The organism is Ruegeria sp. CDSA141 (genome assembly GCF_059612005.1).
The window spans coordinates 566,602-590,353 of sequence record NZ_JBXWPT010000001.1 but is presented as its reverse complement, the minus strand read 5'-3'; the positions used below and the strand labels follow the sequence as shown (position 1 = coordinate 590,353).

Here is a 23,752-nt window from a genome sequence, read left to right as displayed (position 1 = left end):
TGAAATTCTCTTCATTTGACCCCGACCAACGTTTTTGTTATGTCCGCGTACAAGCCGAAATGTCGCATCACGCGTATGGCCATCCGGGCCCGGCACATCTTTGACGCGCGGGCCAGGTCAAGTGTCCGCAAAAACCGGACTTACATGACAAAATTTAACGAACTAAACCTGAACCCGAAGGTCCTCAAAGCCATTGAGGAAGCCGGATACGAAACCCCAACCCCTATTCAGGAAGGCGCGATTCCTCCCGCTCTGGAAGGCCGCGATGTCTTGGGAATCGCCCAGACCGGCACCGGAAAAACCGCCAGTTTCACACTGCCGATGATCACTCTGCTGGCGCGTGGACGTGCCCGCGCGCGGATGCCACGCTCGCTGGTTCTGTGCCCGACGCGGGAACTGGCGGCTCAGGTGGCCGAGAATTTCGACACCTACAGCAAGCACCTGAAACTGACCAAAGCGCTGTTGATCGGCGGCGTCAGTTTCAAAGAGCAAGAGGCGCTGATCGACCGCGGCGTCGATGTTCTGATCGCCACTCCGGGTCGTCTTCTGGATCATTTCGAACGTGGCAAGCTGCTGCTGAACGGCGTGCAGATCATGGTGGTGGACGAAGCCGACCGGATGCTGGATATGGGCTTTATTCCTGACATCGAGCGCATCTTCTCGCTGACGCCTTTCACACGGCAAACGCTGTTCTTCTCGGCGACCATGGCATCCGAGATCGAACGAATCACAGATACATTCCTGTCGGCCCCTGCACGGGTTGAAGTTGCCCGGCAAGCAACCGCATCCGAGACGATCGAACAGGGCGTTGTCATGTTCAAAGGCGGCCGCCGGGATCGTGAAGCAAGCCAGAAGCGCAACGTGCTGCGTGCTTTGATCGACGCTGAGGGTGAAAAGTGCACCAACGCAATCATCTTCTGCAATCGCAAGACAGATGTCGATATCTGTGCGAAATCGCTGAAGAAATATGGCTATGATGCGGCCGCCATCCATGGCGATCTGGATCAGTCACAGCGGATGAAGACACTGGACGGGTTCCGCGACGGATCATTGCGCCTGCTGGTGGCATCGGACGTCGCTGCGCGCGGTCTGGACGTTCCGGCCGTCAGCCACGTGTTCAATTTCGACGTCCCCGGCCACCCCGAGGATTACGTGCACCGTATCGGCCGCACCGGTCGCGCCGGTCGCGAAGGCAAGGCAATTACGATTTGTTCAGGCCGAGATGAAAAGGCCCTCGCCGCGATCGAAAAGCTGATCCAGAAAGACATTCCACGCCTCGACAATCCGATCAAGGAAGACCCCAAGCCCGAAAAGCCGACGCCCGAGAAGAAAACCCGGGAGCCAGATGGCAAAAAAGACGTCAGGAAAGAGCGAGAGCCAAAGGGCCGTGGCCGGGGACGCAAGGAAGACACCGGTCGGGCCGTTGTGGGCATGGGTGATCACCTGCCCAGCTTCATAGCCCTCAGTTTTGACGAGCGTCGAGCGGGCTAAATCGCCAGCATCAACGCCAGTATCGAAACACCCAACAGCAGCATCCCGGCGATTTCTCGCCGGGTGATCGTCTCGCGGAAAAACAGGATCGAGGCCATCAGGCTGAAGATTAGTTCCACCTGACCCAGCGCTTTGACATAAGCTGCGTTTTGCAAGGTGAAGGCCCAGAACCAGCAAAACGACCCACCCAGACTGGTCAGGCCGACAAACACGCCGGTAGATCGCGTCTGCCAAACCGCACGCAGCTCGGCCCGGTCGCGCCATAACAGCCACAGCCCCATGCTGACAAACTGGAACGTCACGACAGCGGCCAGGGTGATCAGCGCCCGGAACCAAGCGTCGATATCACCCAGTTGCAGCGACGCCCCGCGATAGCTGACGGCAGAAAAAGCAAATAAAACCCCTGATCCAAGCCCCAATTGGGACGCGCGGTTCGTAAGATGTCGCCACCAGACACCGCCCCCACCGGGTGTTTTTGACAGCAAAAGCACCGCCATCAACCCCAACAGGATCGCAATCAGCGCGCCGCCGGAAACGCTATCACCCAAAACCAGAAAGCCGACAATCGCGGTCTGTATTACTTCGGTTTTCTTGAAAGTGATCCCAACTGCGAAATTCCGTTGTTTGAACAACGCGACTACGCAGATCGTTGCAAGGATTTGCGCCGTGCCGCCGATCACCGCATAAAGCCAGAAAACACCGTCCAGCGCTGGCAGGCTGGCCCCCGTTATCTGCAACGCCACCCATAGCCCGGCAACGGCCAGCGGCATGGAGTAAGCAAACCGCGCAAAGGTCGCGCCTGCGGCAGACAGTTTCACGCTGCTCAGAGATTTTTGCAGCATGAATCGCACGGTCTGAAAACTGGCGGCGGCGATGGTGACAGGGATCCAGAGACTCATGTCACCCGTTGTGTCGGCAAATCAGCGCTTTGGCCAGAGCGGATGCGGAACCGGGTCTTTGGCACGTAGTAGATACTGGCGGAAAATCTGTGCATAGGAGCGGTATATATAAGCCTCATTGCAGGCCAGGTACCTGTCTTTGCCATCACGATACAACGACGGCAGCCGATACCAAGGCGCGGCTGGGTTCATGTGATGCACAGCATGCAAGTTGTTGTTCAAAAACAGAAATGCCAACGGCCCGCTGTCTTCGATAATCACAGTCCGTGCGCGGGATTTCTCGTGCGCGCGGTGTTCCAGAAACGTGCGGATTTTCAGCAACGCCAGCCCGATATAGGCCGAAATCAGATATACCCAGATCGGCATGGCTGACTGTCCAACGATCCACAGAACCGCCGCCGCGCCGGGTATGTGCAAAGCCCAGGCCAACAGGACAGCCTTCTCGCCGCGCCACAGCCCCCGCCACTCGTCCCGCATAAACAGAACCTGCCCTATGGCCGGACCCAGCACCATCCGCCCCAGAAGCGTGTTGTTCAGCGCCAGCACCGTCTGCACGCCACGCGGCAGCGTCGACCAGATTTCGGGATCCAGGTAGTTGGATTCCGGATCGTCATATGGGTCAGTCAAAGTGGCATCCTGATGATGCGCCAAATGCAGATCGCGAAAGCGGTTATACGGAATGGCCAGGGTCAGCGGCAGTGCCATCAGCGCCTCATTCAGCCACTTGGCGCGAAATGGGTGGCCATGCAGGACTTCGTGCGTCAAAGACGAATGCAGGGCTGCAACAAAGCCCAGAGCCGGAGCCGCCAACCACAGTGACGTGTTTGCCACCCAGAACAGCCCGGCAAGCCAGGCGGCATAGCACCCTACGATCAGGATAAACGTGCCCCATTCGGGTGATTTCGGTGCGGAAGGCTCAGCCATTGCGCCCCCACGAGATTCCCGCCCATAGTCTTTCGTAGATCACGTACAGTGTCAGGCCGATAGCGGTGTTGATCAACGCCAAGGCCCCACCAACCGCCACGGAGCCGGTGGCGACCAGGCCCACCAGCGTCATGGTGGCCAACCCCATGGCATTCCACACGATTGCTTTCACGACAGATCTTCGCCGCGTTTCCATTCCGATCCCCATTCTTCTTGCTTTTACAAAGGGGTTACATTTCATTTCTCACGCTGAAAATTCTGAATATGATTAACAAAACTAATCATCTGTGATATTTTTCATCGCATGCAGGAAAACATCGACAAACGCGACCGCGCCGCTCAATTCCGCCTACGCCTTGCCCGCGCGATGGAGGACCGTCACGTCAGCCAAAGCGCGCTTGCGCGCCACATCGGCGTGGACCGTTCGACCGTTTCTCAGTTGTTGACCGGTCATGGCGCGCGTCTTCCCAACGCGCATGTTGTGGGTGGCTGTGCCGCGGCACTGGGTGTCTCGGCTGACTGGTTGCTGAGCCTGTCCGACAGACCGGAAAGCGCGGCAGAGATTTTGGCCAGTTCCCTCTCCTTTACGGAAGCCCCCCGCGCCCTTGTCGATGAGCGGATTTTCGAGTGGCACAAGGAAGCCGCCGGATACAAGATCCGCTATGTCCCGGCCACCCTGCCAGACATGCTCAAGACGCGCGCGGTACTGGAATGGGAATATGCGCCACATCTGGGTCGCACGGCAGATCAGGCCATCGGAGCGTCCGAGGATAGGCTGACCTGGATGCGCAGCGCTCAGTCGGATTACGAAATTGCCATGCCGTTGTACGAGATCGAGAGCTTTGCCAGCGCCACAGGGTATTACCATGGTCTCTGCCCGGATATTCGGCTGGAACAGATCGATCACCTGCTGGCCCTGTGTGAACAACTATATCCCCGGATGCGGATCTATCTGTTTGATGCCAAAAGGTTGTATTCCGCCCCGGTTACGATTTTCGGACCGCTTCTTTGCGTTTTTTATGCCGGAAGTCACTATTTGGCGTTTCGCGACCGGGATCGGATCGAGACATTTTCACGCCATTTCGACACGCTGGTGCGCGAGGCCGATGTCGCCGCCCGCGATTTCCCGAACCATTTGCGACGGCTCAGAACGGCGGTTTCCCGCAACAGTTGATGCAGCCAGGCGCAACCTGTGCTATCGTCCCTTGGCGCGAACCATCGGGCATTCCGACCACAAACGGAGGACCACAGGAATGGACGCAATTCAAACCGCTCAATACGCACGTGCCCTGTACGCTGCGCACGGAGACCGGGCCGAGGCAGAGGCCGCGCAAAAGATGCGCGAATGCGAAGCTGCCGGAAACCAGAAAGAGGCACAGGATTGGCAGGCGGTCCGCCAGACCATCCGCCAGATCCGTGGCCCAAATCAGGGCTGAGTTACAGTTTCGGGTCGGGATTGACGGTGTGTCCATCCACCGCGATCACCTGCCCCGACACCAGCCGCGCCGCGTCTGAAGCAAGAAAAACGGCCATATTGGCGATATCCTGCGCTTCCACAAAGCGCCCCATTGAAGTGCCAGAGGCATAGCCCTGGTAAACCTCATCGCGGGTCATGCCCTTTGCGGCTGCCTCCCGGGCCAATACGCCTTCCATGCGCGGGCCTTCCACCGCACCCGGACAAATGGCGTTTGCGCGAATACCCAGCGGCCCCAGTTCCATCGCCAGCGTTTTCATCAACCCAATGATCGCCCATTTGGCCGACGCATAAGGCGCACGATACGGATAGCCGTACTGACCGGCGGTGGAGGAGGTCAGAATGATGCTGCCCGCCCGCGCCGACTTCATCATCGGCGCGGCGTACTTGGCGGCCAGAAAGGCCCCGTCCAGATTGACCGCGACACAGGCGCGCCATCCATCCAGATCGATATCCTCGATCGCGTTTGTCGGCCCGGCGATCCCGGCATTTGCGCACAGAACGTCCAACCCACCGGCCGCCCCGACAGCCTGAAACACAGCGCTCATGTCGGTCTCATTTGTTACATCAGCCCTGTGCGCCACCCAATGGTCGGGCAAGGCATCCAGAGCTGACGGGTCAATATCCGTCACCCAGACATCATAACCGGCGGCGTCAAACGCCGCGGCCATGGCCCGACCGACACCCGATGCCCCGGCTGTTACCAATACGCGCCGGGTCATGAGGGCTTCCGAATGGCGGCCCCCGCCCCTTCAGGGTAAGGCAAACCGGCCTGTGCCTTGGCAATCCGCGCCATCGCTGCTTCGATCTTGGGCGACGGCGGACTGGGGCGGCGGGTTTCAAGACTGACATGCAGCAGGAAACTCTCGCCCGTGGCCAACAGCTTGTCGCCTTCATACATGCTGTGAAAGACATGCAGCTTCTTGCCCTGCCCCAGCAGCATCTGCGTGCGCACGTCGATCTTTGCCCCTGCATGGACCTCGTCGATGTAACGGATGTGGTTTTCAGCGGTGAAATAACTGCCACCCGACGCGATGTACTCCATATCGCAGCCGATGATCTCCATGAAACGGTCCGTGGCGGCGGCAAAAGCTTCCAGATACTTGGCCTCGTTCATGTGGCCGTTGTAATCCGTCCAGTCCAGCGGAACGGCACGGGACAGGGTCAGGATCGGCTGGCTCAGATCCGCCTGATCCAGTGTAGGCAAGGCACCCGGCTTCAACAGCGCATCATGCTGGTTCAGCACCGCCCCCGCACCATAGTTCTGCGCCTTGAGGGCCCGCATCATGCCCACAAGGTTGTTGTCGCGAATGCGTTCCAGTTCTCGGATCGAATGCATCCCCGATTGCGCGTCTGACTGATCGGCGATCAGGTCGACCAGTTCATCGGTGAATTCCGGCACGTCCATCAGCTTGGTCCAGGGCCATTTCAAGGCTGGCCCGAACTGAGCCATGAAATGCCGCATCCCCGCTTCACCTCCGGCCACACGGTACGTTTCGAACAATCCCATCTGCGCCCAGCGGATGCCAAAGCCCATTCGGATCGCTTCGTCGATCTCTTCGGTGGTGGCGATGCCGTCCTTGACCAGCCACAACGCCTCGCGCCAGACGGCTTCCAGAAAGCGGTCGGCGATATGCGCGTCGATCTCTTTCTTGACATGCAGCGGGAAGAAACCAACCGAGGTCAGCAGTTTCCTGGCCTGTTCAACCATCTCCGGTGGGTTTCTGTCGCTCGGCACCAGCTCGATCAGCGGCAGCAGATAGACTGGGTTGAATGGGTGTGTCACGACGATCTGTTCCGGGCGCAAGGCACCGTGCTGAAGCTCGGATGGTTTGAACCCGCTGGTCGAGGATCCGATAATCGCAGCCGGGTCACAAGCCTCCTGCAAGCCCTTGTAAACCTTCAGCTTCAAGTCCAACCGCTCTGGCACGCTTTCTTGGATCCACGTCGCGCCCTGTACGGCGTCGGCCATGTCGTCATGAAAGCTCAGCGCGCCTTCGGGTGGCAACGGAACATCGCTCAACCCCGGTAAGGATCGGCGCGCATTGTCCAGCACTTCGCCTATTTTGCGTTCCGCTTCGGGGTCCGGGTCGAACACCCGAACGTTCCAGCCATTGAGCAGGAACCGCGCGGCCCATCCGCCGCCAATGACACCGCCCCCGATAATTGCTGCCGTCTTTGTCATGCTGTCCTCTAATCGATACAGATTACCCGCGCGCGCCCAGCCTCATCCAGATGCGGAATGCATCCGAATTGCGGTGTCACTGCGCTGCATTGTTTGGTTTCTGACAGGCAGAATCCTGCGCAGTCAGAGGCTTTTTCGCAAGAGCTTCCAGCGTCGGACAACGGTTCAAAGCAGATAAACTGCCGTATCCGACCGCCCATCTCATAGCTTCCCCCCTTGGCTTCGCATTCCTTGCGGGCCAAGGGGTCTTCCGCAGTCTGTCCCACCCCAACCCGGGGCAGACATACGGCCAGAACCGTCGCGCAGATTACAACCGCCGATCGCATTGCTCTCTTCCTTTTGCTGGCACGCCTGCGCTTTCCGGTCATGGGCAACGGACGCAGGCAGTCAACCCTTTGGGGCCCGCTTCACCAGCCCTAGCTTCTCGCGGACTTCTTGCGGCCCGATCACCCGCGCGCCCATGTTTTCGATAATGGTTCCGGCACGTTCAACCAGTTGCCAGTTCTCGGCCAGAACGCCCTTCTCCAACCACAGGTTATCTTCCAGACCAACGCGCACGTTGCCGCCCGCCAGAACCGAAGCCGCAACAAACGGCATCTCATTCCGCCCCAGCGAAAACGCACTGAAGGTCCAGTCATCCGGCACATTGTTCACCATCGCCATAAAGGTGTTCAGATCATCCGGAGCGCCCCACGGGACCCCCATGCACAGCTGCACCAGGGCGTTGGGGTCCAGAATCCCTTCCTTAACCAGTTGCTTGGCAAACCACAGATGGCCGGTGTCAAACGCCTCGATCTCGGGCTTAACGCCGAGGTCTGTCATCATCTGTCCCATCGCGCGCAACGCGCCGGGCGTGTTGGTCATGACATAATCGGCCTCGGCAAAGTTCATAGTGCCGCAGTCCAGAGTGCAGATCTCGGGCAGGCACTCGGCGATATGGGCCACACGTTCGGTCGCACCAACCAGATCGGTTCCAGCCTCTGCCAATGGCAGCGGGTTTTCGATACCGCCGAACACCATATCTCCACCCATGCCAGCTGTCAGGTTCAGCACTGCATCCACCTCGGCATCCCGAATGCGATCGGTCACTTCACGATACAGCGCCAGATCGCGCGACGGCGCACCTGTTTCGGGGTCGCGCACATGGCAGTGCACAACAGCCGCGCCCGCCTTTGCGGCGGCAATCGCACTGTCGGCAATTTGCTTCGGCGAACGTGGCACATGAGGGCTGCGATCCTGCGTCCCGCCCGAGCCGGTCACGGCGCAGGTGATGAAGACTTCGCGGTTCATTTCCAGAGGCATGGCGTTTTCCCCAAGTTATACCCGGTTTTGCCTTGAGTTTTCCCCAGACTTCTCCCCGGATTCCGATTTGCGTTCTGACCCGACTCTGGCGCAGCTTTGGGAAAACCACTTGGCAGAATGCGAATCGAACTTGATGCAATCCGCAAAAAACATATTACAACCCGAACATCGGGCCCTGAAAACGGCTGTGCTGGTGCTGGATGAATGCAACACGCTCAGCTTCGCCTCGGCGGTCGATCCAATGCGCGCTGCCAACCGTCTGGCAGACAGGCCCGCCTTTGACTGGGACTATGTGACTTCGACATCGGAACCCGCGATGCTGACCAGCGCCCTGCAAGTACCCGGCATCCCGCTCGCCCGTCTGCAAGGCTGCGACCTTATGATCGTGGTCGCAGGTTTCCAACTGGCCCGTCACGCCACCCCAAGCCTGCTGGCTGGCCTGCGCCGCATTGCCGGTACCGGCGCGACCATGGCCGGGATTGACGGCGGCCCCTGGCTGCTGGCTGAGGCCGGGCTGCTGGACGGTCACTCTGCGACGACCCACTGGGAAGACCTAGAAAACTTCGCCACTCGTTTCCCCGACGTCGATGTGCGCCCCGACCGCTTTACTGTCTCGGACGGTCGCCTGACCTCGGGCGGCGCGATTCCCGCTGTCGAGATGATGCTGCACATCATCGCTGCCCGCCACGGCGCTGGTTTCGCATCCCGCGTTTCGGGCCTGTTCCTCTACGATGGCGCCCCGGACCCCGGCAAACCGCAAAGCCGCACCGGCGTACCACACCGCCACACGGCGCTGACGGCCAAGGCCAACTCGCTGATGCAGGCGTCGCTGGATGACCCCCTGCCGCTGGCCGATATCGCAGACCACCTGGGCACCAGCCCACGCACCCTGCAACAGCAGTTCCGCCTGCGCCTGAACACCACGCCGCAGGACCACTATCTGCAACTGCGCCTGGCCGAGGCCCGCCGACTTGTCACCGATACAGACATGCCGTTGATGGATGTGGCGCTCTCTACCGGGTTCGCGTCACAATCCAGTTTCGCCCGCGCCTTCCGCACAGCACACGGCCTGTCAGCCCGCGACCTCAGACAAGAGCGCGCGCACCCCACGCATCACTGACCGGGTCCAACTTCATCTGGCCAGAATATCCTGGGGGAGGCGCGCGCAACGAGCCTGGGGCAGAGCTCCTGTCCCTCAGTACGGCATTGGATGCGCCCTATGGACTTGGTCCAGTTCGGCCAGAACCTCGTTTGACAAAGACAAATCCGCACCCGCCAGAACATGCGCCAACTGTTCCACCGTGGTTGCGCCAAAGATGGCCGACATCATGAACGGCCGCGAGCGGCACCAGGCCAGCGCCATATGGGTCGGATCCAGGCCATGTCGCGCGGCCACATCCAGATAAGCCGCTACCGCATCAAACACCCGGTCAGACTTGCGCCCGCCCAATTCAGGCGAAAGCGACATACGCGAACCGCCCGGTACCGCCCCGCCTTGGTATTTTCCGGTCAGCAGTCCGGTACCCAGGGGTGAGAACGCCATCAGGCCGACATCCTCACGTACGCTCAGCTCGGCCATGTCGGTATCGAACAGGCGGCACAGTAACGAATATTCGTTTTGCACGGACGCCACACGCGGTGTGCCCGTCTGTTCGGCCAATCTCAACCACTGCGCCGTACCCCACGCGCTTTCATTCGACAGACCAAAGGCGCAGATATTGCCTTTGTCCACCTGAACCTGCAATGCCTCCAGACAGTCACGCATATTGTCCAAAACGTCTGCAGTATCGTGTCCCGAAGGCGCATAATCCCAGTTTTGGCGGAACATATAGCTGCCGCGATTGGGCCAATGGAACTGGTAGAGATCGATGTAATCCGTCTGCAACCGCCGCAAAGATCCTTCGATGGCCTCGGGAATGGTCTTGGCTGTGATCGGCGCACCGTCACGAACATATGACAACCCCTCACCCGAATGCTTGGTCGCCAGTACGAAATCCGCCCGGCGCGACGAATTTGCAGCGTTCCAGTTTCCAAGAATTTCTTCGGTACGACCAATTGTCTCTTTGGCAACAGGATTCACCGGATACATCTCTGCGGCATCCACAAAGTTGATCCCCGCGTCCAGCGCCATGTCCATCTGCCGGTGCGCATCCGGTTCCGAGGTCTGCGACCCGAACGTCATCGTCCCGAGGCAAAGATCGCTCACGAAAATTCCGGTACGGCCCAAAGGCTTCATCTGCATCCTCAAATCTCCTGATAAATGGCACAGCCGGTCAGGCTTCGGCCTTCTTTTCCCACCGCCCGGATTCTTCCGACCAGTATTGCGCGGCGCATCCGGCGCCGGTCAGCGTCTTCCACTGCCCGCGTGCGTGCTGCACAGCCATGTCGTCATTGCCGTCGAACAGAATGCAGACCCGCTCCAGAGCCGACACCTCTTCGGGTTCAACCAGCGCGCCGTCCACGGCCATAACGCAATCCGCGTCGTTTTTGGCCTCGGCGCTGGTGGTCAGCAGAATCGGCTGCTCGGCGTCATGTGGGCCACCTTCGCGACCATGCGGCAGGAACCCGTCCTCGGGGCCCAACCACAGCTTTTCATCCAGCCAGTCCATCCGCGCGGGATCGGTGCCCCGCACGGCAATCTTCCACCCGGCCTGCCTTGCCTTGTCCAGCAGCACAGGCAAGGTGTGCTCCAGCGGCTGGCGGGTCAGATGGTAGAAATAGACAGCACCCATTTGATTACTCGAAATTGTCCTGAACGAAGCGGCTCAGCGCGCGAACGCCCCAGCCCGTGGCACCTTTGGGTGCATAAGTCGTCTCGGACGCCACCGAGGCCACACCCGCAATATCCAGGTGAATCCAGGGTGTTTCCTCTTTCACGAAACGTTGCAGAAACTGTGCCGCCGTGATCGAGCCCGCCGGACGTCCACCGATGTTCTTCATGTCGGCGATGCGCGATTTGAGCAGCCTGTCATAGCCATCGCCCAACGGCAGCCGCCACGCGCCTTCGTCCTCGGCCTTCGCCGATTTCAAAAATGCATCGCAGAAGGTGTCGTTGTTCGAGAACACACCAGCATTCTCATGCCCCAGCCCGATGATCACCGCACCGGTCAGCGTTGCCAGATCGATCATACCCACAGGTTTGAACCGCTCCTGCGCGTACCACATCACGTCACACAGAACCAAACGGCCTTCGGCATCGGTGTTTATGATCTCGACCGTATCGCCCTTCATCGACTTGACCACATCGCCCGGCCGGGTGGCATTGCCCGAAGGCATGTTTTCGACCAGACCGACAAGGCCCACCACATTGGCTTTGGCTTTACGCTTGGCCAGCGCGCGCATGGTGCCCGCGACAACGCCCGCGCCGCCCATATCCATGGTCATCTCTTCCATGCCACCCGAAGGCTTGAGCGAAATGCCACCTGTATCGAAAACCACGCCCTTACCGACCAGGGCCAAGGGCGCATCGTCCTTTTCGCCGCCCTTCCAGTGCATCACAACGACTTTGGAAGGGCTGACAGAGCCTTGCCCGACGCTCAGCAATGTACGCATGCCCAGCTCTGCCAGCTCGTCCTCTTCCAGAACTTCGACCTCAAGGCCCAGCTCCTGCATCTCGACAAGACGATCAGCAAATTCCGTGGTTGTCAGAACGTTTGCAGGTTCGTTGGTCAGATCGCGCGTCATCCGCACACCGTCGGCAATCGCATATAGCGGTGCAAACTCTGCTTCGGCTTCCGTGGGTTTCGCATGGCTGATCGTGATCGAACCGCTGCCTTCGCTGTCTTTGGTTTTATGCGCGTCGAAATCATAGCTGCGCAGCGCCATGCCAAGGGCCAGGTTTTCGCTCTGCGCCTGATTGCCGACCATCACCAGCATACCCGTGCGACCCGCGGACTTGGCCAAAGCCGCTCCGGCCTTGCGCGCCTCGTCGGCTTCAGGGCGCCGCGGCAATACAACAATGTCCAACGCCTCGGCCACCATCCCTGCGGGCCAGGCCAACGAGATCACATCGCCAGTCTTGGATTTCCCGAATTTTTCACTTTCAACAAGTCGCCCTACGGCGCCTTTCGTCAGGCGATTGGCCCGACGGGCCGCGGGGTTCATTTTTCCGTCGGACGGAATGATGATGGCCACCCGCCCCTCGGCCTCCGCCATCGCATCCAGATCAAACTCCTGAAAGCGGATCGGTATCAGACTGCTCATTGCAAACTCCTCAAATTCTGTTCCCCAAGACCTAGCCCGCGCTGCTCGACTTGACCAGATAGCAGTTTTCCCCGGGTTTCAATTGCAGTAAGGTCCCGAAAAAATAACCGGCAGGCTCGGGGGAGAAAGACGTGACACGAGAGGGCAGGCATACGCCGTCGCGCAGGAGGACATGCATGCGCGATTTCGGCCCAAATCCCGGCGTAACAGGCCTGGCGGGGGCGCGCTTGTGATCCTCGACCGATATTTCGCGCGCCGATTTCTACAGAGCTTTCTGGTCATCGGCGGCATTTTTCTGACCTTGATGATTCTCATCGATCTGATCGAACAGATCCGCCGATTTGACGAAGTCGACCTGTCGTTCGGCCAATTGCTGCACCTGACGCTGCTGAACACTCCTGCTGCCATCAGTGAAATGCTGCCTCTGCTGGTCATTCTGTCCACCATTGCCTTGTTCGTCGGGCTGGCACGTACGTCTGAGCTTGTTGTGACCCGCGCCACTGGTCGCTCGGGTATCCGCGCGTTGGTTGCGCCAGCGACGCTGGCGCTGATCATTGGCGCGCTGGCGGTCGCATTGTTGAACCCCATCGCTGCGGCCACATCCGAAAAATTCCAACGCCTGTCTGATTCTTATCGCAACAACGGCAGTTCAGCCCTTTCGATCAGCAGCGAAGGCCTTTGGCTGCGTCAATCGGCGGAAAACGGTCAGGCCGTTATCCACGCCCGGGGTACCTCGAATGGGGAAACACTTGGTCTCGACGACGTGACCATCATCACCTTCGCGCGAGACGGCAAACCCACCCAGCAGATCGTCGCCGACAGGGCCGTGCTGGAAGACGGAAACTGGGTCCTGTCCCAGGCCAAAATCTGGAATTTGCGGGATGGGCAGAACCCCGAAACCAATTCGGTGGAGCATGAACGGCTGGAGTTGCCAACCTCACTAACCCGGCAGCGAATTCTGGACACGCTGGGGCAACAGGATTCGGTATCTGTTTATGACTTGCCGCAATTGATCAAGGACCTGCGCGAAGCCGGGTTTTCGACCAAGCAGTATGAAGTCTGGTTGCAGGTGCAACTGGCCCGGCCCTTCTTTCTGGTCTCGATGGTCCTGATCGGGGCCGCTTTCACCATGCGCCACGTTCGGTTTGGCGGCACCGGAATTGCCGTGCTGACTGCCGTTCTGCTTGGCTTTGCCATCTACTTCGTCCGCAACTTTGCACAAATCCTTGGGGAAAACGGACAATTGCCCACCTATATCGCTGCCTGGGCGCCGCCCTTTGCAGCCATCTTGTTGTCTCTTGGCCTGCTTCTTCACGCGGAGGATGGCTGATGCGGAGTATGATTTCCCTGCTGCTGACCAGCGCAATCGCGTTAACGGTTCCTGCCGGACTGGCGGCACAAACCAACCCGACTGAGCCTGACCCGCAAGCTGCACAATCACAGGCCGAGCCCGCCCTTCTGGTTGCCGACAAGGTTTTCATAACACCTGAGCGGAAACTGGTGGCCGAAGGCAATGTCGAAGCTTTTCAGGGCGATACCAAACTGTCGGCCCAACGCATCACCTATGACCGGGAAACTGGCGAGCTGACACTGGAAGGCCCCATTCGTATTGATCAGGGTGGCCAATCGACCCTTCTGGCCGATTCCGGCCAGCTGGACAGCGGTATCCAGAACGGCCTCCTGATCGGTGCTCGGATGGTTTTCGATCAACAAACCCAGATCGCCTCGGTACAGGCGAAACGGGCCGCAGGCCGCTATACCCAGTTCAGCAAGGTCACGGCCACCTCCTGCCATGTGTGCACCAACGGTAAACCTCCGCTTTGGCAGATCCGGGCCCGCAAGGTCACCCATGACCAGTTGGAACGGCAATTGTACTTCGAAGGCGCGCAGCTTCGGGTACTTGATTATCCGGTATTCTATTTCCCCTATCTGCGCTTGCCGGACCCGACTTTGGATCGCGCGACCGGCTTTCTGGTGCCGTCGATCCGCAGCACCTCGCAACTGGGAACGGGGGTCCAGGTTCCCTATTTCTTCAAGCTGGGGGACCACAAGGATCTGACCTTGACGCCGTACTTGTCGGCCAAGACCACGACGCTGGGATATCGGTATCGTCAGGCGTTCGTGAATGGGCGCATTCAGATTGAAGGTGCCTACACCCGTGATGACATCCAGCCCGACCAGGATCGCGGCTATCTGTTCGCCGGAGGTTGGTTCAACCTGAAGAACGATTTCCGGCTGACCTTCGATTTGCAAACCACCTCGGACGACGCCTATCTGGCTGACTATGGACTGCCGGACCTGGACCGCTTGCGCAGTGAAGTCGCGCTGGAACGGATCAAACGCGATACCGCGTTCAAAACAAGCCTTATTCATTACAAAACACTGCGCGACAGCGAAAATCAGGACGAAATCCCATCACGCGTCTTCGACCTGAACTATGAAAAGCGATTCTTCCCCGGCGCACTTGGCGGCGAGGTGCGGCTGGCCTTTATCGGCCACGCCCATGAGCGCACCAGCGACGCTGATATCGTCGGCCGCGACATAGCACGGGCAACTTTTGACGCCGAATGGCTTCGAAGCTGGACGTTTGCATCGGGCCTGCGTGCCGACGCGACGCTGGGCGCATCGGTGGATACGTTCAACATCCGCCATGACAGCAACTTTCCCAGCAATGTAACCCGCTCGACCCCGCGCGCGGCGTTGACGCTTCGCTATCCGATGACCCGTCGCGAAAAGACCGGCGCTGTTCAGCTTCTGGAACCGATCGCGCAGATCGGATGGACCCATGTCTCGGACACCGATGTGCCAGATGATGAAAGCACGTTTCAGGAATTCGATCAGGGTAACCTGCTGGCCCTGTCTCGCTTCCCTGCCGAAGATCAGCGCGAAGACGGTGCCACCGGGGTCATCGGCCTGAACTGGGCACGCTATGGTGCGGGCGGACAGCAAGCCCTGGCAACAGTGGGTCAGGTGTTTCGGGCGGATGCCGACCCGAATTTCACCCTGACATCCGGGTTGCAGGGCACCACTTCCGACCTGCTGGTGGCGGGACAAATCACCACGGCCAATGGCTGGTCGCTTGGTGGGCGCGGTCTGATCGACAATGATTTCAGTTTCGTCAAAGCTGAATTACGAGGTGCCTGGGCCTCCGAATTTGCCGGCCTGTCCGGAAGCTATATCTGGCAAGAACCGGATCCGGCGGAAAACATAGCGGATGAAATCTCGGAAATCTGGCTTCTGGGCCGCTACCAGGTCGACCAGAACTGGCTTACGAATGCCGAGGCACGTTATGATCTGAACCAATCAGAACCAATCCGGCTGGGTCTTGGCGTAACCTACCAGAATGAATGTGTTCAGGTTAACATGTCTGTAAGCAGACGCTTTACTTCAACATCCACTATTGAGCCTTCGACAGAATTCGGCTTTACCCTATCGCTGACAGGATACGCCCTTGAAGGCGGTGGTAACACATACAAGAGAAAATGCAGTTGATATCAGGTTTCTCCAGGTTTCTTCGTTCCGGTTGGCACAAACCGGTCGCGCCGGCGCTGGCCGCCGTTTTCCTCGCTTTTTCAGCACCGCAGGTCAGCGCCCAGAGTTTGTTCTCGCCAGCGATCCGAGTGAATCAGGACATCGTCACCTGGTACGAGCTGGAACAACGCCTGCAATTCCTGAATGTTCTGGGTCTGCCCGGCGGCAGTGAAGCTGACGTCAGGGAAGCCCTGATCGAAGAAAAACTGCGTAAACAGGCTATGCGCGAAGCAGGCGTCGAAGCAGCACCAGAAGCTGTTCAACTGGGTATCGACGAGTTCGCCTCGCGCGGGCAATTGTCCACCGAACAGTTCCTGCAACTTTTGGGTGAGGCGGGCGTCGACCCGGAAACTGTCCGTGATTATGTTGCGGATCAGCTGGCCTGGCGCGACTATATCAGCTCGCGCTACCTGTCACAGGCCCGCCCGACCGAAGACGAGATTGATCGCGCGCTGGGACAGACCGGTGGCGGCGGCCTTCAGGTCTTGCTGTCCGAGATCATCATCCCGGTGAACCCGCAAACCGTGGCACAGACCGAATTGCTGGCGGAAGAAATCTCGCGACTTGAGAGTATCGAAGCGTTTTCAGCCGCTGCGGCGCAATATTCCGGAGCGGCAACCCGCAACGACGGGGGGCGTCTGGACTGGTTGAATATCTCCAACCTGCCTCCTGCTCTGCAGCCGGTTATTCTTGGGCTCCAGAACGGTGAGATCACCGATCCCATCAGTTTGCCAAACGCCGTTGCCTTGTTTCAGTTGCGGGGATTGCGCGAGGTTGCGACGGCTGCCCCCGCTATCTCCAAACTTGATTATGCGGCCTATTACCTGCCAGGCGGTCGCGGTTCCGAGACCCTGTCGCGGGCTGCTGCCCTGCGGGAAGAAATCGACACCTGCGATGACTTGTATGGGATCGCCAAGGATCAACCCGTCGAAGTTCTGGACCGTATCGAAGCCAGCCCGTCTGAAGTACCGCGCGACATCGCCGTGGAGCTGGCAAAGCTGGATCGCAACGAGGTGTCAACAAACCTGACCCGCAACAACGGACAGACGCTGGTGTTCTTGATGCTGTGCAACCGCACCCGCGATCTGGGCGAAAACACCTCGCGGGCAGATGTAGCGAATGCCCTGGCGCAACAGCGGCTACAGGCCTTTGCGGCCAGCCTGGTAGAGCAGCTGCGGGCTGACGCCACCATTGTTCAGGAATGACTCGCCCGATTGCGCTCAGCTGCGGTGAACCGGCCGGGATCGGCCCTGAAATCGCAGCCAAGGCGTGGGACGAGCTACGCCAAACCTGCCCGCTTTTCTTTATTGGCGACGCCAGCCACCTGCCCGCTGGCACACCGGTTGCGAATATCGAAACCCCTTCAGAAGCTCTTGAAGTCTGCGATCAGGCCTTACCAGTCCTGCACCTGAACTTTCCTGCCGCAAACGTGCCTGGTCAGCCGGACCCCGCCAATGCACCATCGGTGATCGATGCCATCGAAACCGGCGTCGACCTGGTGAAAGCCGGAGCAGCAGCGGCACTGTGCACCGCACCTATTCACAAAAAGGCACTGATCGACGGCGCCGGGTTTACCTATCCCGGCCACACCGAGTTTCTGGCTGCGCTGTCGGGCACCCGCCGGGTTGTCATGATGCTGGCCAGCGACCAGTTGCGGGTTGTCCCGACAACAATCCACATTCCCCTGTCACAGGTTCCTGCTGCGCTGACGCCGGACCTTCTTCGCGAGACGATCGAAATCACCGCGCGCGGCCTGCGCGACCAGTTTGGTATACCGCACCCCCGCATCGCCATAGCAGGGCTGAACCCCCATGCCGGCGAAGGCGGTAAAATGGGCAGCGAGGAGCTTGACTGGATCGCTCCAATGTTGGCGGATCTGAATCCGAAAGGTGCAACCCTGACTGGCCCGCACCCTGCGGATACGTTGTTCCATGCTGCTGCACGTGCCCGCTATGACGCGGCAATCGCAATGTATCATGATCAGGCCCTGATCCCGATCAAGACGCTGGATTTCGACCGGGGCGTGAACGTCACCTTGGGGCTGCCGTTCATCCGCACGTCGCCAGATCACGGCACCGCATTGGATATCGCCGGGAAAGGCATCGCCACCCCGACCAGCATGATCGAAGCCCTGAAACTCGCCCAACGCATGGCACAAGGCTCTTGATCCTTCACCTGGCTGAAAATATTCCCGCCGGAGGCAATAAATTTCTGGCGCTGCCCCTGCGGCCTGCGTCACGGTAATCGGATCATGAGTTCAATCGACAATCTCCCCCCTCTGCGCGAGGTCATCGCCACACATCAACTCTCGGCGCGCAAATCGTTGGGTCAGAACTTCCTTCTGGACCTCAACCTGACCGCCAAAATCGCCCGTCAGGCTGGCGATCTTGCGGACTGCGATATACTGGAAATCGGCCCCGGTCCTGGTGGCCTCACCCGAGGGCTTCTGTCCGAAGGCGCGCGCAAGGTCGTCGCGGTTGAAAAAGATACCCGCTGCATCGCCGCCCTGAACGATATCGCCGCCGCCTATCCCGGAAGACTGGATGTCATCAACGGCGACGCGCTCGAGATCAACCCGCTCGAACACCTGACCCCGCCAATCCGCATCGCGGCCAACCTTCCATACAACGTCGGTACCGAACTGCTGGTGCGCTGGCTGACGCCCCCGGAATGGCCGCCGTTCTGGCAGAGCCTGACGCTGATGTTCCAACGCGAAGTGGCCGAACGCATCGTGGCCCAACCCGGCAGCAAGGCGTATGGCCGCCTCGCCATCCTTGCCCAATGGCGGGCCGAGGCGCGCATCGCCATGTCCCTGCCCCCCGGAGCCTTCACCCCGCCGCCCAAGGTCTCAAGCGCGGTGGTTCATTTGACCGCCCTGCCCGAGCCCCGCTATCCCGCCGATGCTGCGACCTTGTCGCGTGTAGTGGCTTCTGCCTTCAACCAACGCCGCAAGATGCTGCGTGCGTCCCTGAAAGGCGCCGCCCCTGATATCGAAGACCGCCTGCTGGCGGCAGGTATCCAACCCACTGAACGCGCCGAGCAGGTTCCGCTTGAAGCATTCTGTGCCCTGGCGCGCGAAATCAAGAAACCCTGACCACAAGAAAAGCCCCGAGGCTTGACCTCGGGGCTTTTCAATTTCTGATGCCGGTTTTATTCAGCCGCTTCCGGTGCGTCGCCATCCGTTTTGGGCGCATCTTCGGTCGCTGGCGCCGGCTTGGGCTTGCGCGCCCGCGGTTTGCGAGCAGGCTTTTCCTTCTTCTCCGGTGCCGGCGCTTCGGCCCCTTTGCTTTCCGGTGTCTCGACCAAACCGCTTTCCGGAGCAGTCTCAGGCGCGGCGAAATCCATCACGTCGGGCTGCGGAGCCTCAGCAGGATCGGCCTGACGGGCCGCTTCGCGTTCCTGTCGTTCGGCGCGCTCACGATCACGCTCGGCCTGGCGTTCGCGATTCTGGCGCTCCTGCTCTTCGCGGCGCGCGTCAATCTCGCGCTGCGCCTCACTCAGCATGCGCAGATAGTGTTCCGCATGCTGCTGAAAGTTTTCCGCAGCGACGCGGTCGTTTGACAACTGAGCGTCACGCGCCAGCTGATTATATTTATCAATGATCTGCTGTGGCGTGCCACGCACTTTGCCTTCAGGACCCGAGCTGTCAAAAACCCGGTTTACGACGTTACCGCCGGAAGGACGATTGCGGTTATTCTTGGCCCGCGAGCGGGATTTGGAAGATCTCATCTTACTTTACGTCAGCCTTATCAATGCGCTGTCGCTCAACCCGCTTTTTGCACTGCTCTAAGGCGTTTGCTGTGACGGGACGTCGACTTTTTGGGCTTGGCGTCAGGGGTGCGCTGCAACAGCGTCAACCTCGCCGACTATTCCTGAGTAAACATGTCCTGACCGTCCAGACAAGAGGAATTTCGAATTTTCTTAAGCTTTTTTATTCAGGGTAGCATTTTTTTGGCCTCAAATAGCCGTTTCAACCCGGTATCTTTGCGCCGACAACCCGATCACGGCCGTCCAGATCGGGGATCACGCAGATATCCGCCAAACCCGCCGCATCAAACAAAGCAGACACCAGATTTGCCTGTGTCGGGCCAATTTCCACAAGTATTCGCCCGCCTGGCAACAGAAAATCCGGGGCCGAAGCTGCTATGTGTCGATACGCGCCCAGCCCGTCTCCTTCATCGGTCAGCGCCATGCGCGGCTCATGTTCCCGTACTTCGGGCGACAGCTCCTCCATCTCCGACATGGAAATATACGGCGGGTTGGAGACAATCAGGTCAAACTTGCCCTCAATGTTTTCAAACCAATTTGACTGCACGATCTCGATCCGCCCCTGTACCTTGTGGTGTACTGCATTGGCGCTGGCCTGAAGGCAGGCGGCTTCGCTCAGGTCGGTCCCAAGGCCCGAAGCGCTGGTGCGTTCCGCAAGCAGTGTAACCAGAATACAGCCCGACCCGACCCCCAGGTCCAAAACATGGTCAAAGGGTTCGCTCAGTGCGACCTCGATCAGGGTTTCAGTCTCGGGGCGCGGATCCAGAACATCCGAACTGACGCGAAACCCGCGCCCATAGAACTCACGCTCGCCCAGCAGATGAGACACCGGCACCCGAACGGCGCGCAGGGAAACCAACTGGTCATAGCGTTCCGCGATTTCGGGCTGCAATTCTTCCGGGGCGATCAGCGTCACCCGGCTGGCTTCAATCCGTGCGGCATGGGCCAACAACAGGCGCGCATCCCGCGCCGGGTCATCCACGCCAGCGGCCCTTAAGCGCGCTGTGGCGGCCACCATGGCCTGCGCAGCTGTCTGCAACCCCGTCATTGCGCCATCTCGGCCAGCAACCGGGCCTGATCGTCCGCCGTCAGGGCGTCAATCACTTCGTCCAGGTCACCCTGCATCACCTGATCCAGTTTGTAGAGCGTCAGGTTGATCCGGTGATCCGTCATCCGACCCTGCGGAAAGTTATAGGTGCGAATGCGTTCCGAACGATCCCCCGACCCCACCTGGCTGGCGCGATCCGCTGAGCGTTCGCTGTCGATCCGCTGACGTTCGAGGTCATAAAGCCGCGTCTTCAGCACCTGCATGGCGATCTCGCGGTTGCGATGCTGGGACTTCTCGGAACTTGTTACCACCAAGCCCGTCGGAATATGCGTGATCCGCACCGCCGAGTCGGTGGTGTTCACGTGCTGCCCGCCTGCGCCGGAACTGCGCATCGTGTCGATACGGATGTCATTGGCGTCTATCTGGATGTCGACATCCTCGGCCTCGGGCAAAACCGCCACGGTCGCCGCAGAGGTATGAATCCGCCCGCCGCTTTCGGTTTCGGGCACGCGCTGCACGCGGTGCACGCCGGATTCGTATTTCAGCCGGGCAAAGACGTTGTCGCCCTTGATATGAGCCACCACCTCTTTGATCCCGCCCAGATCAGAAGCCTGTTCTTCGATGATCTCGAACTGCCACCCGTGGGCCTCGGCATAGCGTTGATACATACGCAACAGATCGCCCGCGAACAAAGCGGCCTCGTCCCCGCCGGTACCGGGGCGAATTTCCAGCATCGCCGGCCGCGCATCCGCCGCATCCTTCGGCAACAGCGCCAGTTGCAGCGCGTGTTCCGCCTCGGGGATGCGCGATTGAAGGTCCGGTATTTCCTCTTCGGCCAGTTCCTTCATGTCGGGGTCGGCCAGCATCGCCTTGGCCTCAACCAGATCTGCCACCAGCAGTCGCCAGGCCATGATCTGATCGACCACGGGTTTGAGGTCGGAATATTCCTTGGCCAGCGCCGCAATATCGCCGCCCGATGCGCCATCCGCCATGGCAGCTTCGAGGTATTGGAAACGCTGGGTGATCTGTTCAAGTCGTTCTTCGGGGATCATCCCGGCGGTGTCTATCATCCGGGGGCTTTGGTCAAGGGCCACGTCGTGCTAAGCTTGCTGCCATGAAACGGTTTTTGCTTGCTTTACTGCTCATATCCACGCCGGTTCTCGCCGACTACGTAGGCCCCGACGGCAAGACCCGCGATTGCTATTGTACCGATACGTCCGGGTCCCGCATCGAACTGGGTGAGATGATCTGCCTGCAAGTCGACGGCCGTATGTTCACCGCGCAATGTCAGATGTCTTTGAATGTACCGATGTGGCGCGAGGTGCAGGAGGGATGTTTGTCGTCCGGGTTGCAGAGCGCACCGAGTGATCACACAGAACCGGATGAGGCGTCCTGAACGCCGGAAAAACGGTTACATCTTCCCCAACCACCCATCAACCCGTGCCTTGTTCACCCCGAAATCCCTGCGACCGAACCGCAAACGGCCATGGATGCGCTGCGTGTCGCCGTCCTGCTGAACAGTGGTATAGTCGGGAAAACCGATCCATTTCGTGCGGGTGACATAGGTGATCATCCCCTCATCGACCGAACCTGCCAATACCGAGGTGCGCGGCGTGGCGCGGGCGATCAGGTCAAGGCGCTGCAACCCGTCCGGTCCGGTTTCAACAACGCGCAGAACGCCACTTGGCAAATCCTGATCAACCTCTGCAACAGGTGCCACATGCCATCGGGCGGGATTTGACGGGGCCAGCCGAATGTAAGCCCCCAGCCCAAGCACCAGCGCGATCACCGCCCACAGAACCATTCTTTTCATCCCGCTTTACCCTCTTGCAGAAAACCTATGCGGATCAAGCGCCGGTGCAAGCCGTTCCGGGCCGGTTTACCGTGACGTCACACCCGGCAGGATGCACAGCATCTCATAGATCAGGTTAGCTGCCGTCAGGGCCGTATTGCCGGAAGGGTCATACGGAGGTGAGACCTCGACCAGGTCACACCCCACTACATTCACGCCCTGCAAAGCGTGGATCAGTTGCAACGCCTGCGGCGTGGTCAGCCCTGCAATCTCTGGCGTCCCCGTGCCCGGTGCAAAGGCCGGATCCAGGCTGTCGATGTCATAGGTGACATAGACCGGATGATCCCCGATGATCTTGCGGATCTGAGAGCCGATCTGAGTCAGGTTCTGCTGCCACAACTCCCAGGCCGGGAACTGGCGGAAGCCCCAATCCCTGGCCTCGGTGAAATCCGAAGCCGCGTAGCCCGATCCGCGAATGCCGATCTGAAAGGTCTTGTCGGGGACAATCAGCCCCTCTTCAAAGGCGCGGCGGAAGACGGTTCCGTGGGTCTCTTTCTCGCCGAACATCTCGTCATTCACATCCGCATGGGCATCCACATGCACCAAGGCCACGGGCCCATGCTTTGCCGCAATGGCCCGCAGGATCGGGAGGGTGATCGAATGATCGCCCCCCATCGCCACGGGGATCACATTCTTAGCCAGAATTGCATCATAGCTTTCCCTGATGATCCTCAGGCTGTCTGCCAGCGAGAAGGTGTTGATCGCCAGATCCCCGATGTCAGCGATTTGCAAGCTGTCGAACGGAGCCGCCGAGGTAGCCATGTTGTAGGGCCTTATCATCGCGCTTTCGCTGCGGATCTGTTTGGGTCCGAACCGCGTACCCGATCGCCACGAGGTGCCGATATCCATCGGAATTCCCAGAACCGCCACATCCAGCCCCGCCAGCGAGGCTGCCTGGGGCAGGCGCATAAACGTATTCGGCCCCGAGAACCGCGCCAGATCATTGCCGCTGACCGGTTGATTGAATTCAGTCATTTTCTACCTCAACGCCCCTCAGTGTATTGCTATACGAACCCTTTCGAAGTTCGTGCAAATTTTCCGAAACATCATCATTTTTTGGATAAGAAAAGATTAA

The 23,752-nt window shown here is 59.5% G+C and carries 25 protein-coding genes; 10 read left to right on the top strand and 15 right to left on the bottom strand.

Annotated elements, in window-relative coordinates:
* Positions 1-144: 144 nt before the first annotated feature.
* Positions 145-1,491: a DEAD/DEAH box helicase gene (locus AC2FLP_RS02990; protein ID WP_117868744.1), complete on the top strand. Its 1,347-nt coding sequence runs from the start codon at positions 145-147 to the stop codon at positions 1,489-1,491.
* Here the strand turns inward: AC2FLP_RS02990 and AC2FLP_RS02985 are convergent.
* From AC2FLP_RS02985 to AC2FLP_RS02975, 3 genes are read right to left on the bottom strand one after another with little or no spacing between them, the layout of a single operon-like run.
* Entirely contained in the window at positions 1,488-2,390 is a 903-nt protein-coding gene (locus AC2FLP_RS02985; RefSeq protein ID WP_299893801.1) for an EamA family transporter, read from the bottom strand. The genes AC2FLP_RS02990 and AC2FLP_RS02985 overlap by 4 nt on opposite strands.
* Before the next feature lie 21 nt (positions 2,391-2,411).
* Positions 2,412-3,314: a fatty acid desaturase gene (locus AC2FLP_RS02980; protein WP_496680832.1), complete on the bottom strand. Its 903-nt coding sequence runs from the start codon at positions 3,312-3,314 to the stop codon at positions 2,412-2,414.
* Complete coding sequence (locus AC2FLP_RS02975) at positions 3,307-3,510, bottom strand: DUF2061 domain-containing protein (RefSeq protein WP_117872723.1); 204 nt, start codon at positions 3,508-3,510, stop codon at positions 3,307-3,309. Before AC2FLP_RS02975 ends, AC2FLP_RS02980 begins: the two co-directional genes overlap by 8 nt.
* 108 nt (positions 3,511-3,618) lie before the next feature.
* On the opposite strand from AC2FLP_RS02975, the gene AC2FLP_RS02970 reads away from it, so the two are divergent.
* Positions 3,619-4,488, top strand: a complete 870-nt coding sequence (locus AC2FLP_RS02970) for a helix-turn-helix domain-containing protein (RefSeq protein ID WP_496680835.1) — start codon at positions 3,619-3,621, stop codon at positions 4,486-4,488.
* Positions 4,489-4,567: 79 nt separating this feature from the next.
* Complete coding sequence (locus AC2FLP_RS02965) at positions 4,568-4,750, top strand: hypothetical protein (protein ID WP_117868740.1); 183 nt, start codon at positions 4,568-4,570, stop codon at positions 4,748-4,750.
* Position 4,751: 1 nt separating this feature from the next.
* On the opposite strand, the gene AC2FLP_RS02960 is transcribed toward AC2FLP_RS02965, so the two are convergent.
* The 4 genes from AC2FLP_RS02960 to bcoG form a co-directional block, all read right to left on the bottom strand.
* Entirely contained in the window at positions 4,752-5,510 is a 759-nt protein-coding gene (locus tag AC2FLP_RS02960) for an SDR family oxidoreductase (protein ID WP_496680837.1), read from the bottom strand.
* Positions 5,507-6,973, bottom strand: a complete 1,467-nt coding sequence (locus tag AC2FLP_RS02955; protein WP_496680839.1) for a carnitine 3-dehydrogenase — start codon at positions 6,971-6,973, stop codon at positions 5,507-5,509. The genes AC2FLP_RS02960 and AC2FLP_RS02955 overlap by 4 nt, the downstream gene beginning before the upstream one ends.
* Positions 6,974-6,981: 8 nt before the next feature.
* The gene (locus AC2FLP_RS02950) at positions 6,982-7,299 is read right to left on the bottom strand and encodes a hypothetical protein (protein WP_117868737.1); all 318 of its coding nucleotides are present in this window, start codon (positions 7,297-7,299) and stop codon (positions 6,982-6,984) included.
* Positions 7,300-7,360: 61 nt separating this feature from the next.
* Positions 7,361-8,275, bottom strand: a complete 915-nt coding sequence (gene bcoG, locus AC2FLP_RS02945) for a 3-dehydrocarnitine:acetyl-CoA trimethylamine transferase BcoG (protein WP_117868736.1) — start codon at positions 8,273-8,275, stop codon at positions 7,361-7,363.
* A 133-nt stretch (positions 8,276-8,408) separates the two neighbouring features.
* Here bcoG and AC2FLP_RS02940 point away from each other — a divergent pair, with 133 nt between their 5' ends.
* Positions 8,409-9,395: a GlxA family transcriptional regulator gene (locus AC2FLP_RS02940; RefSeq protein WP_496681608.1), complete on the top strand. Its 987-nt coding sequence runs from the start codon at positions 8,409-8,411 to the stop codon at positions 9,393-9,395.
* Positions 9,396-9,470: 75 nt separating this feature from the next.
* Here AC2FLP_RS02940 and AC2FLP_RS02935 read toward each other — a convergent pair whose 3' ends face one another.
* Genes AC2FLP_RS02935 through AC2FLP_RS02925 form a run of 3 tightly spaced genes read right to left on the bottom strand, consistent with a single transcriptional unit; the run spans position 9,471 to position 12,478 of the window.
* Entirely contained in the window at positions 9,471-10,517 is a 1,047-nt protein-coding gene (locus AC2FLP_RS02935; protein ID WP_496680842.1) for an aldo/keto reductase, read from the bottom strand.
* Between the two features lie 31 nt (positions 10,518-10,548).
* Positions 10,549-11,007, bottom strand: coding sequence for a DNA polymerase III subunit chi (locus AC2FLP_RS02930; RefSeq protein ID WP_496680844.1), 459 nt, complete (start codon positions 11,005-11,007; stop codon positions 10,549-10,551).
* Between the two features lie 4 nt (positions 11,008-11,011).
* Positions 11,012-12,478, bottom strand: coding sequence for a leucyl aminopeptidase (locus AC2FLP_RS02925; protein ID WP_496680846.1), 1,467 nt, complete (start codon positions 12,476-12,478; stop codon positions 11,012-11,014).
* Between the two features lie 229 nt (positions 12,479-12,707).
* Between AC2FLP_RS02925 and lptG the strand changes: the two genes are divergently transcribed.
* From lptG to rsmA, 5 genes are all read left to right on the top strand, one after another.
* Positions 12,708-13,808, top strand: a complete 1,101-nt coding sequence (lptG, locus tag AC2FLP_RS02920; protein WP_117872719.1) for an LPS export ABC transporter permease LptG — start codon at positions 12,708-12,710, stop codon at positions 13,806-13,808.
* Positions 13,808-15,970 (top strand): LPS-assembly protein LptD, encoded by a 2,163-nt coding sequence (locus AC2FLP_RS02915; RefSeq protein ID WP_299893818.1) that lies wholly within the window; start codon positions 13,808-13,810, stop codon positions 15,968-15,970. Before lptG ends, AC2FLP_RS02915 begins: the two co-directional genes overlap by 1 nt.
* The gene (locus tag AC2FLP_RS02910) at positions 15,961-17,214 is read left to right on the top strand and encodes a peptidylprolyl isomerase (protein ID WP_496671102.1); all 1,254 of its coding nucleotides are present in this window, start codon (positions 15,961-15,963) and stop codon (positions 17,212-17,214) included. The genes AC2FLP_RS02915 and AC2FLP_RS02910 overlap by 10 nt, the downstream gene beginning before the upstream one ends.
* Complete coding sequence (gene pdxA / locus AC2FLP_RS02905) at positions 17,211-18,176, top strand: 4-hydroxythreonine-4-phosphate dehydrogenase PdxA (protein WP_299893820.1); 966 nt, start codon at positions 17,211-17,213, stop codon at positions 18,174-18,176. The genes AC2FLP_RS02910 and pdxA overlap by 4 nt, the downstream gene beginning before the upstream one ends.
* A gap of 84 nt (positions 18,177-18,260) precedes the next feature.
* Positions 18,261-19,103: a 16S rRNA (adenine(1518)-N(6)/adenine(1519)-N(6))-dimethyltransferase RsmA gene (gene rsmA, locus AC2FLP_RS02900; RefSeq protein ID WP_496680851.1), complete on the top strand. Its 843-nt coding sequence runs from the start codon at positions 18,261-18,263 to the stop codon at positions 19,101-19,103.
* A 56-nt stretch (positions 19,104-19,159) separates the two neighbouring features.
* On the opposite strand, the gene AC2FLP_RS02895 is transcribed toward rsmA, so the two are convergent.
* The 3 genes from AC2FLP_RS02895 to prfA all read right to left on the bottom strand — a co-directional run bounded on the left by AC2FLP_RS02895 (position 19,160) and on the right by prfA (position 21,877).
* Positions 19,160-19,738, bottom strand: coding sequence for a DUF4167 domain-containing protein (locus tag AC2FLP_RS02895; protein WP_117868728.1), 579 nt, complete (start codon positions 19,736-19,738; stop codon positions 19,160-19,162).
* A 241-nt stretch (positions 19,739-19,979) separates the two neighbouring features.
* A complete protein-coding gene (gene prmC, locus AC2FLP_RS02890) occupies positions 19,980-20,825 on the bottom strand; it encodes a peptide chain release factor N(5)-glutamine methyltransferase (RefSeq protein ID WP_496680853.1) in 846 nt (281 codons plus the stop codon).
* Complete coding sequence (gene prfA / locus AC2FLP_RS02885) at positions 20,822-21,877, bottom strand: peptide chain release factor 1 (protein ID WP_299895698.1); 1,056 nt, start codon at positions 21,875-21,877, stop codon at positions 20,822-20,824. The genes prmC and prfA overlap by 4 nt, the downstream gene beginning before the upstream one ends.
* 62 nt (positions 21,878-21,939) lie before the next feature.
* Between prfA and AC2FLP_RS02880 the strand changes: the two genes are divergently transcribed.
* Complete coding sequence (locus AC2FLP_RS02880; protein ID WP_117868727.1) at positions 21,940-22,221, top strand: hypothetical protein; 282 nt, start codon at positions 21,940-21,942, stop codon at positions 22,219-22,221.
* Positions 22,222-22,236: 15 nt separating this feature from the next.
* Here AC2FLP_RS02880 and AC2FLP_RS02875 read toward each other — a convergent pair whose 3' ends face one another.
* Together AC2FLP_RS02875 and speB are read right to left on the bottom strand one after the other, a co-directional pair.
* Complete coding sequence (locus AC2FLP_RS02875) at positions 22,237-22,638, bottom strand: DUF1499 domain-containing protein (RefSeq protein ID WP_496680856.1); 402 nt, start codon at positions 22,636-22,638, stop codon at positions 22,237-22,239.
* 66 nt (positions 22,639-22,704) lie between these two features.
* A complete protein-coding gene (gene speB, locus AC2FLP_RS02870) occupies positions 22,705-23,652 on the bottom strand; it encodes an agmatinase (RefSeq protein WP_117868725.1) in 948 nt (315 codons plus the stop codon).
* Between the last annotated feature and the right edge of the window lie 100 nt (positions 23,653-23,752).

Excerpts from the sequence above, each read along its gene's own strand:
- AC2FLP_RS02990 (WP_117868744.1), top strand. The coding sequence starts at position 145 with ATGACAAAATTTAACGAACTAAACCTGAACCCGAAGGTCCTCAAAGCC.
- AC2FLP_RS02985 (WP_299893801.1), bottom strand. The coding sequence starts at position 2,390 with ATGAGTCTCTGGATCCCTGTCACCATCGCCGCCGCCAGTTTTCAGACC.
- AC2FLP_RS02980 (WP_496680832.1), bottom strand. The coding sequence starts at position 3,314 with ATGGCTGAGCCTTCCGCACCGAAATCACCCGAATGGGGCACGTTTATC.
- AC2FLP_RS02975 (WP_117872723.1), bottom strand. The coding sequence starts at position 3,510 with ATGGAAACGCGGCGAAGATCTGTCGTGAAAGCAATCGTGTGGAATGCC.
- AC2FLP_RS02970 (WP_496680835.1), top strand. The coding sequence starts at position 3,619 with ATGCAGGAAAACATCGACAAACGCGACCGCGCCGCTCAATTCCGCCTA.
- AC2FLP_RS02965 (WP_117868740.1), top strand. The coding sequence starts at position 4,568 with ATGGACGCAATTCAAACCGCTCAATACGCACGTGCCCTGTACGCTGCG.
- AC2FLP_RS02960 (WP_496680837.1), bottom strand. The coding sequence starts at position 5,510 with ATGACCCGGCGCGTATTGGTAACAGCCGGGGCATCGGGTGTCGGTCGG.
- AC2FLP_RS02955 (WP_496680839.1), bottom strand. The coding sequence starts at position 6,973 with ATGACAAAGACGGCAGCAATTATCGGGGGCGGTGTCATTGGCGGCGGA.
- AC2FLP_RS02950 (WP_117868737.1), bottom strand. The coding sequence starts at position 7,299 with ATGCGATCGGCGGTTGTAATCTGCGCGACGGTTCTGGCCGTATGTCTG.
- bcoG (WP_117868736.1), bottom strand. The coding sequence starts at position 8,275 with ATGCCTCTGGAAATGAACCGCGAAGTCTTCATCACCTGCGCCGTGACC.
- AC2FLP_RS02940 (WP_496681608.1), top strand. The coding sequence starts at position 8,409 with ATGCAATCCGCAAAAAACATATTACAACCCGAACATCGGGCCCTGAAA.
- AC2FLP_RS02935 (WP_496680842.1), bottom strand. The coding sequence starts at position 10,517 with ATGCAGATGAAGCCTTTGGGCCGTACCGGAATTTTCGTGAGCGATCTT.
- AC2FLP_RS02930 (WP_496680844.1), bottom strand. The coding sequence starts at position 11,007 with ATGGGTGCTGTCTATTTCTACCATCTGACCCGCCAGCCGCTGGAGCAC.
- AC2FLP_RS02925 (WP_496680846.1), bottom strand. The coding sequence starts at position 12,478 with ATGAGCAGTCTGATACCGATCCGCTTTCAGGAGTTTGATCTGGATGCG.
- AC2FLP_RS02915 (WP_299893818.1), top strand. The coding sequence starts at position 13,808 with ATGCGGAGTATGATTTCCCTGCTGCTGACCAGCGCAATCGCGTTAACG.
- AC2FLP_RS02910 (WP_496671102.1), top strand. The coding sequence starts at position 15,961 with ATGCAGTTGATATCAGGTTTCTCCAGGTTTCTTCGTTCCGGTTGGCAC.
- pdxA (WP_299893820.1), top strand. The coding sequence starts at position 17,211 with ATGACTCGCCCGATTGCGCTCAGCTGCGGTGAACCGGCCGGGATCGGC.
- rsmA (WP_496680851.1), top strand. The coding sequence starts at position 18,261 with ATGAGTTCAATCGACAATCTCCCCCCTCTGCGCGAGGTCATCGCCACA.
- AC2FLP_RS02895 (WP_117868728.1), bottom strand. The coding sequence starts at position 19,738 with ATGAGATCTTCCAAATCCCGCTCGCGGGCCAAGAATAACCGCAATCGT.
- prmC (WP_496680853.1), bottom strand. The coding sequence starts at position 20,825 with ATGACGGGGTTGCAGACAGCTGCGCAGGCCATGGTGGCCGCCACAGCG.
- prfA (WP_299895698.1), bottom strand. The coding sequence starts at position 21,877 with ATGATCCCCGAAGAACGACTTGAACAGATCACCCAGCGTTTCCAATAC.
- AC2FLP_RS02880 (WP_117868727.1), top strand. The coding sequence starts at position 21,940 with ATGAAACGGTTTTTGCTTGCTTTACTGCTCATATCCACGCCGGTTCTC.
- AC2FLP_RS02875 (WP_496680856.1), bottom strand. The coding sequence starts at position 22,638 with ATGAAAAGAATGGTTCTGTGGGCGGTGATCGCGCTGGTGCTTGGGCTG.
- speB (WP_117868725.1), bottom strand. The coding sequence starts at position 23,652 with ATGACTGAATTCAATCAACCGGTCAGCGGCAATGATCTGGCGCGGTTC.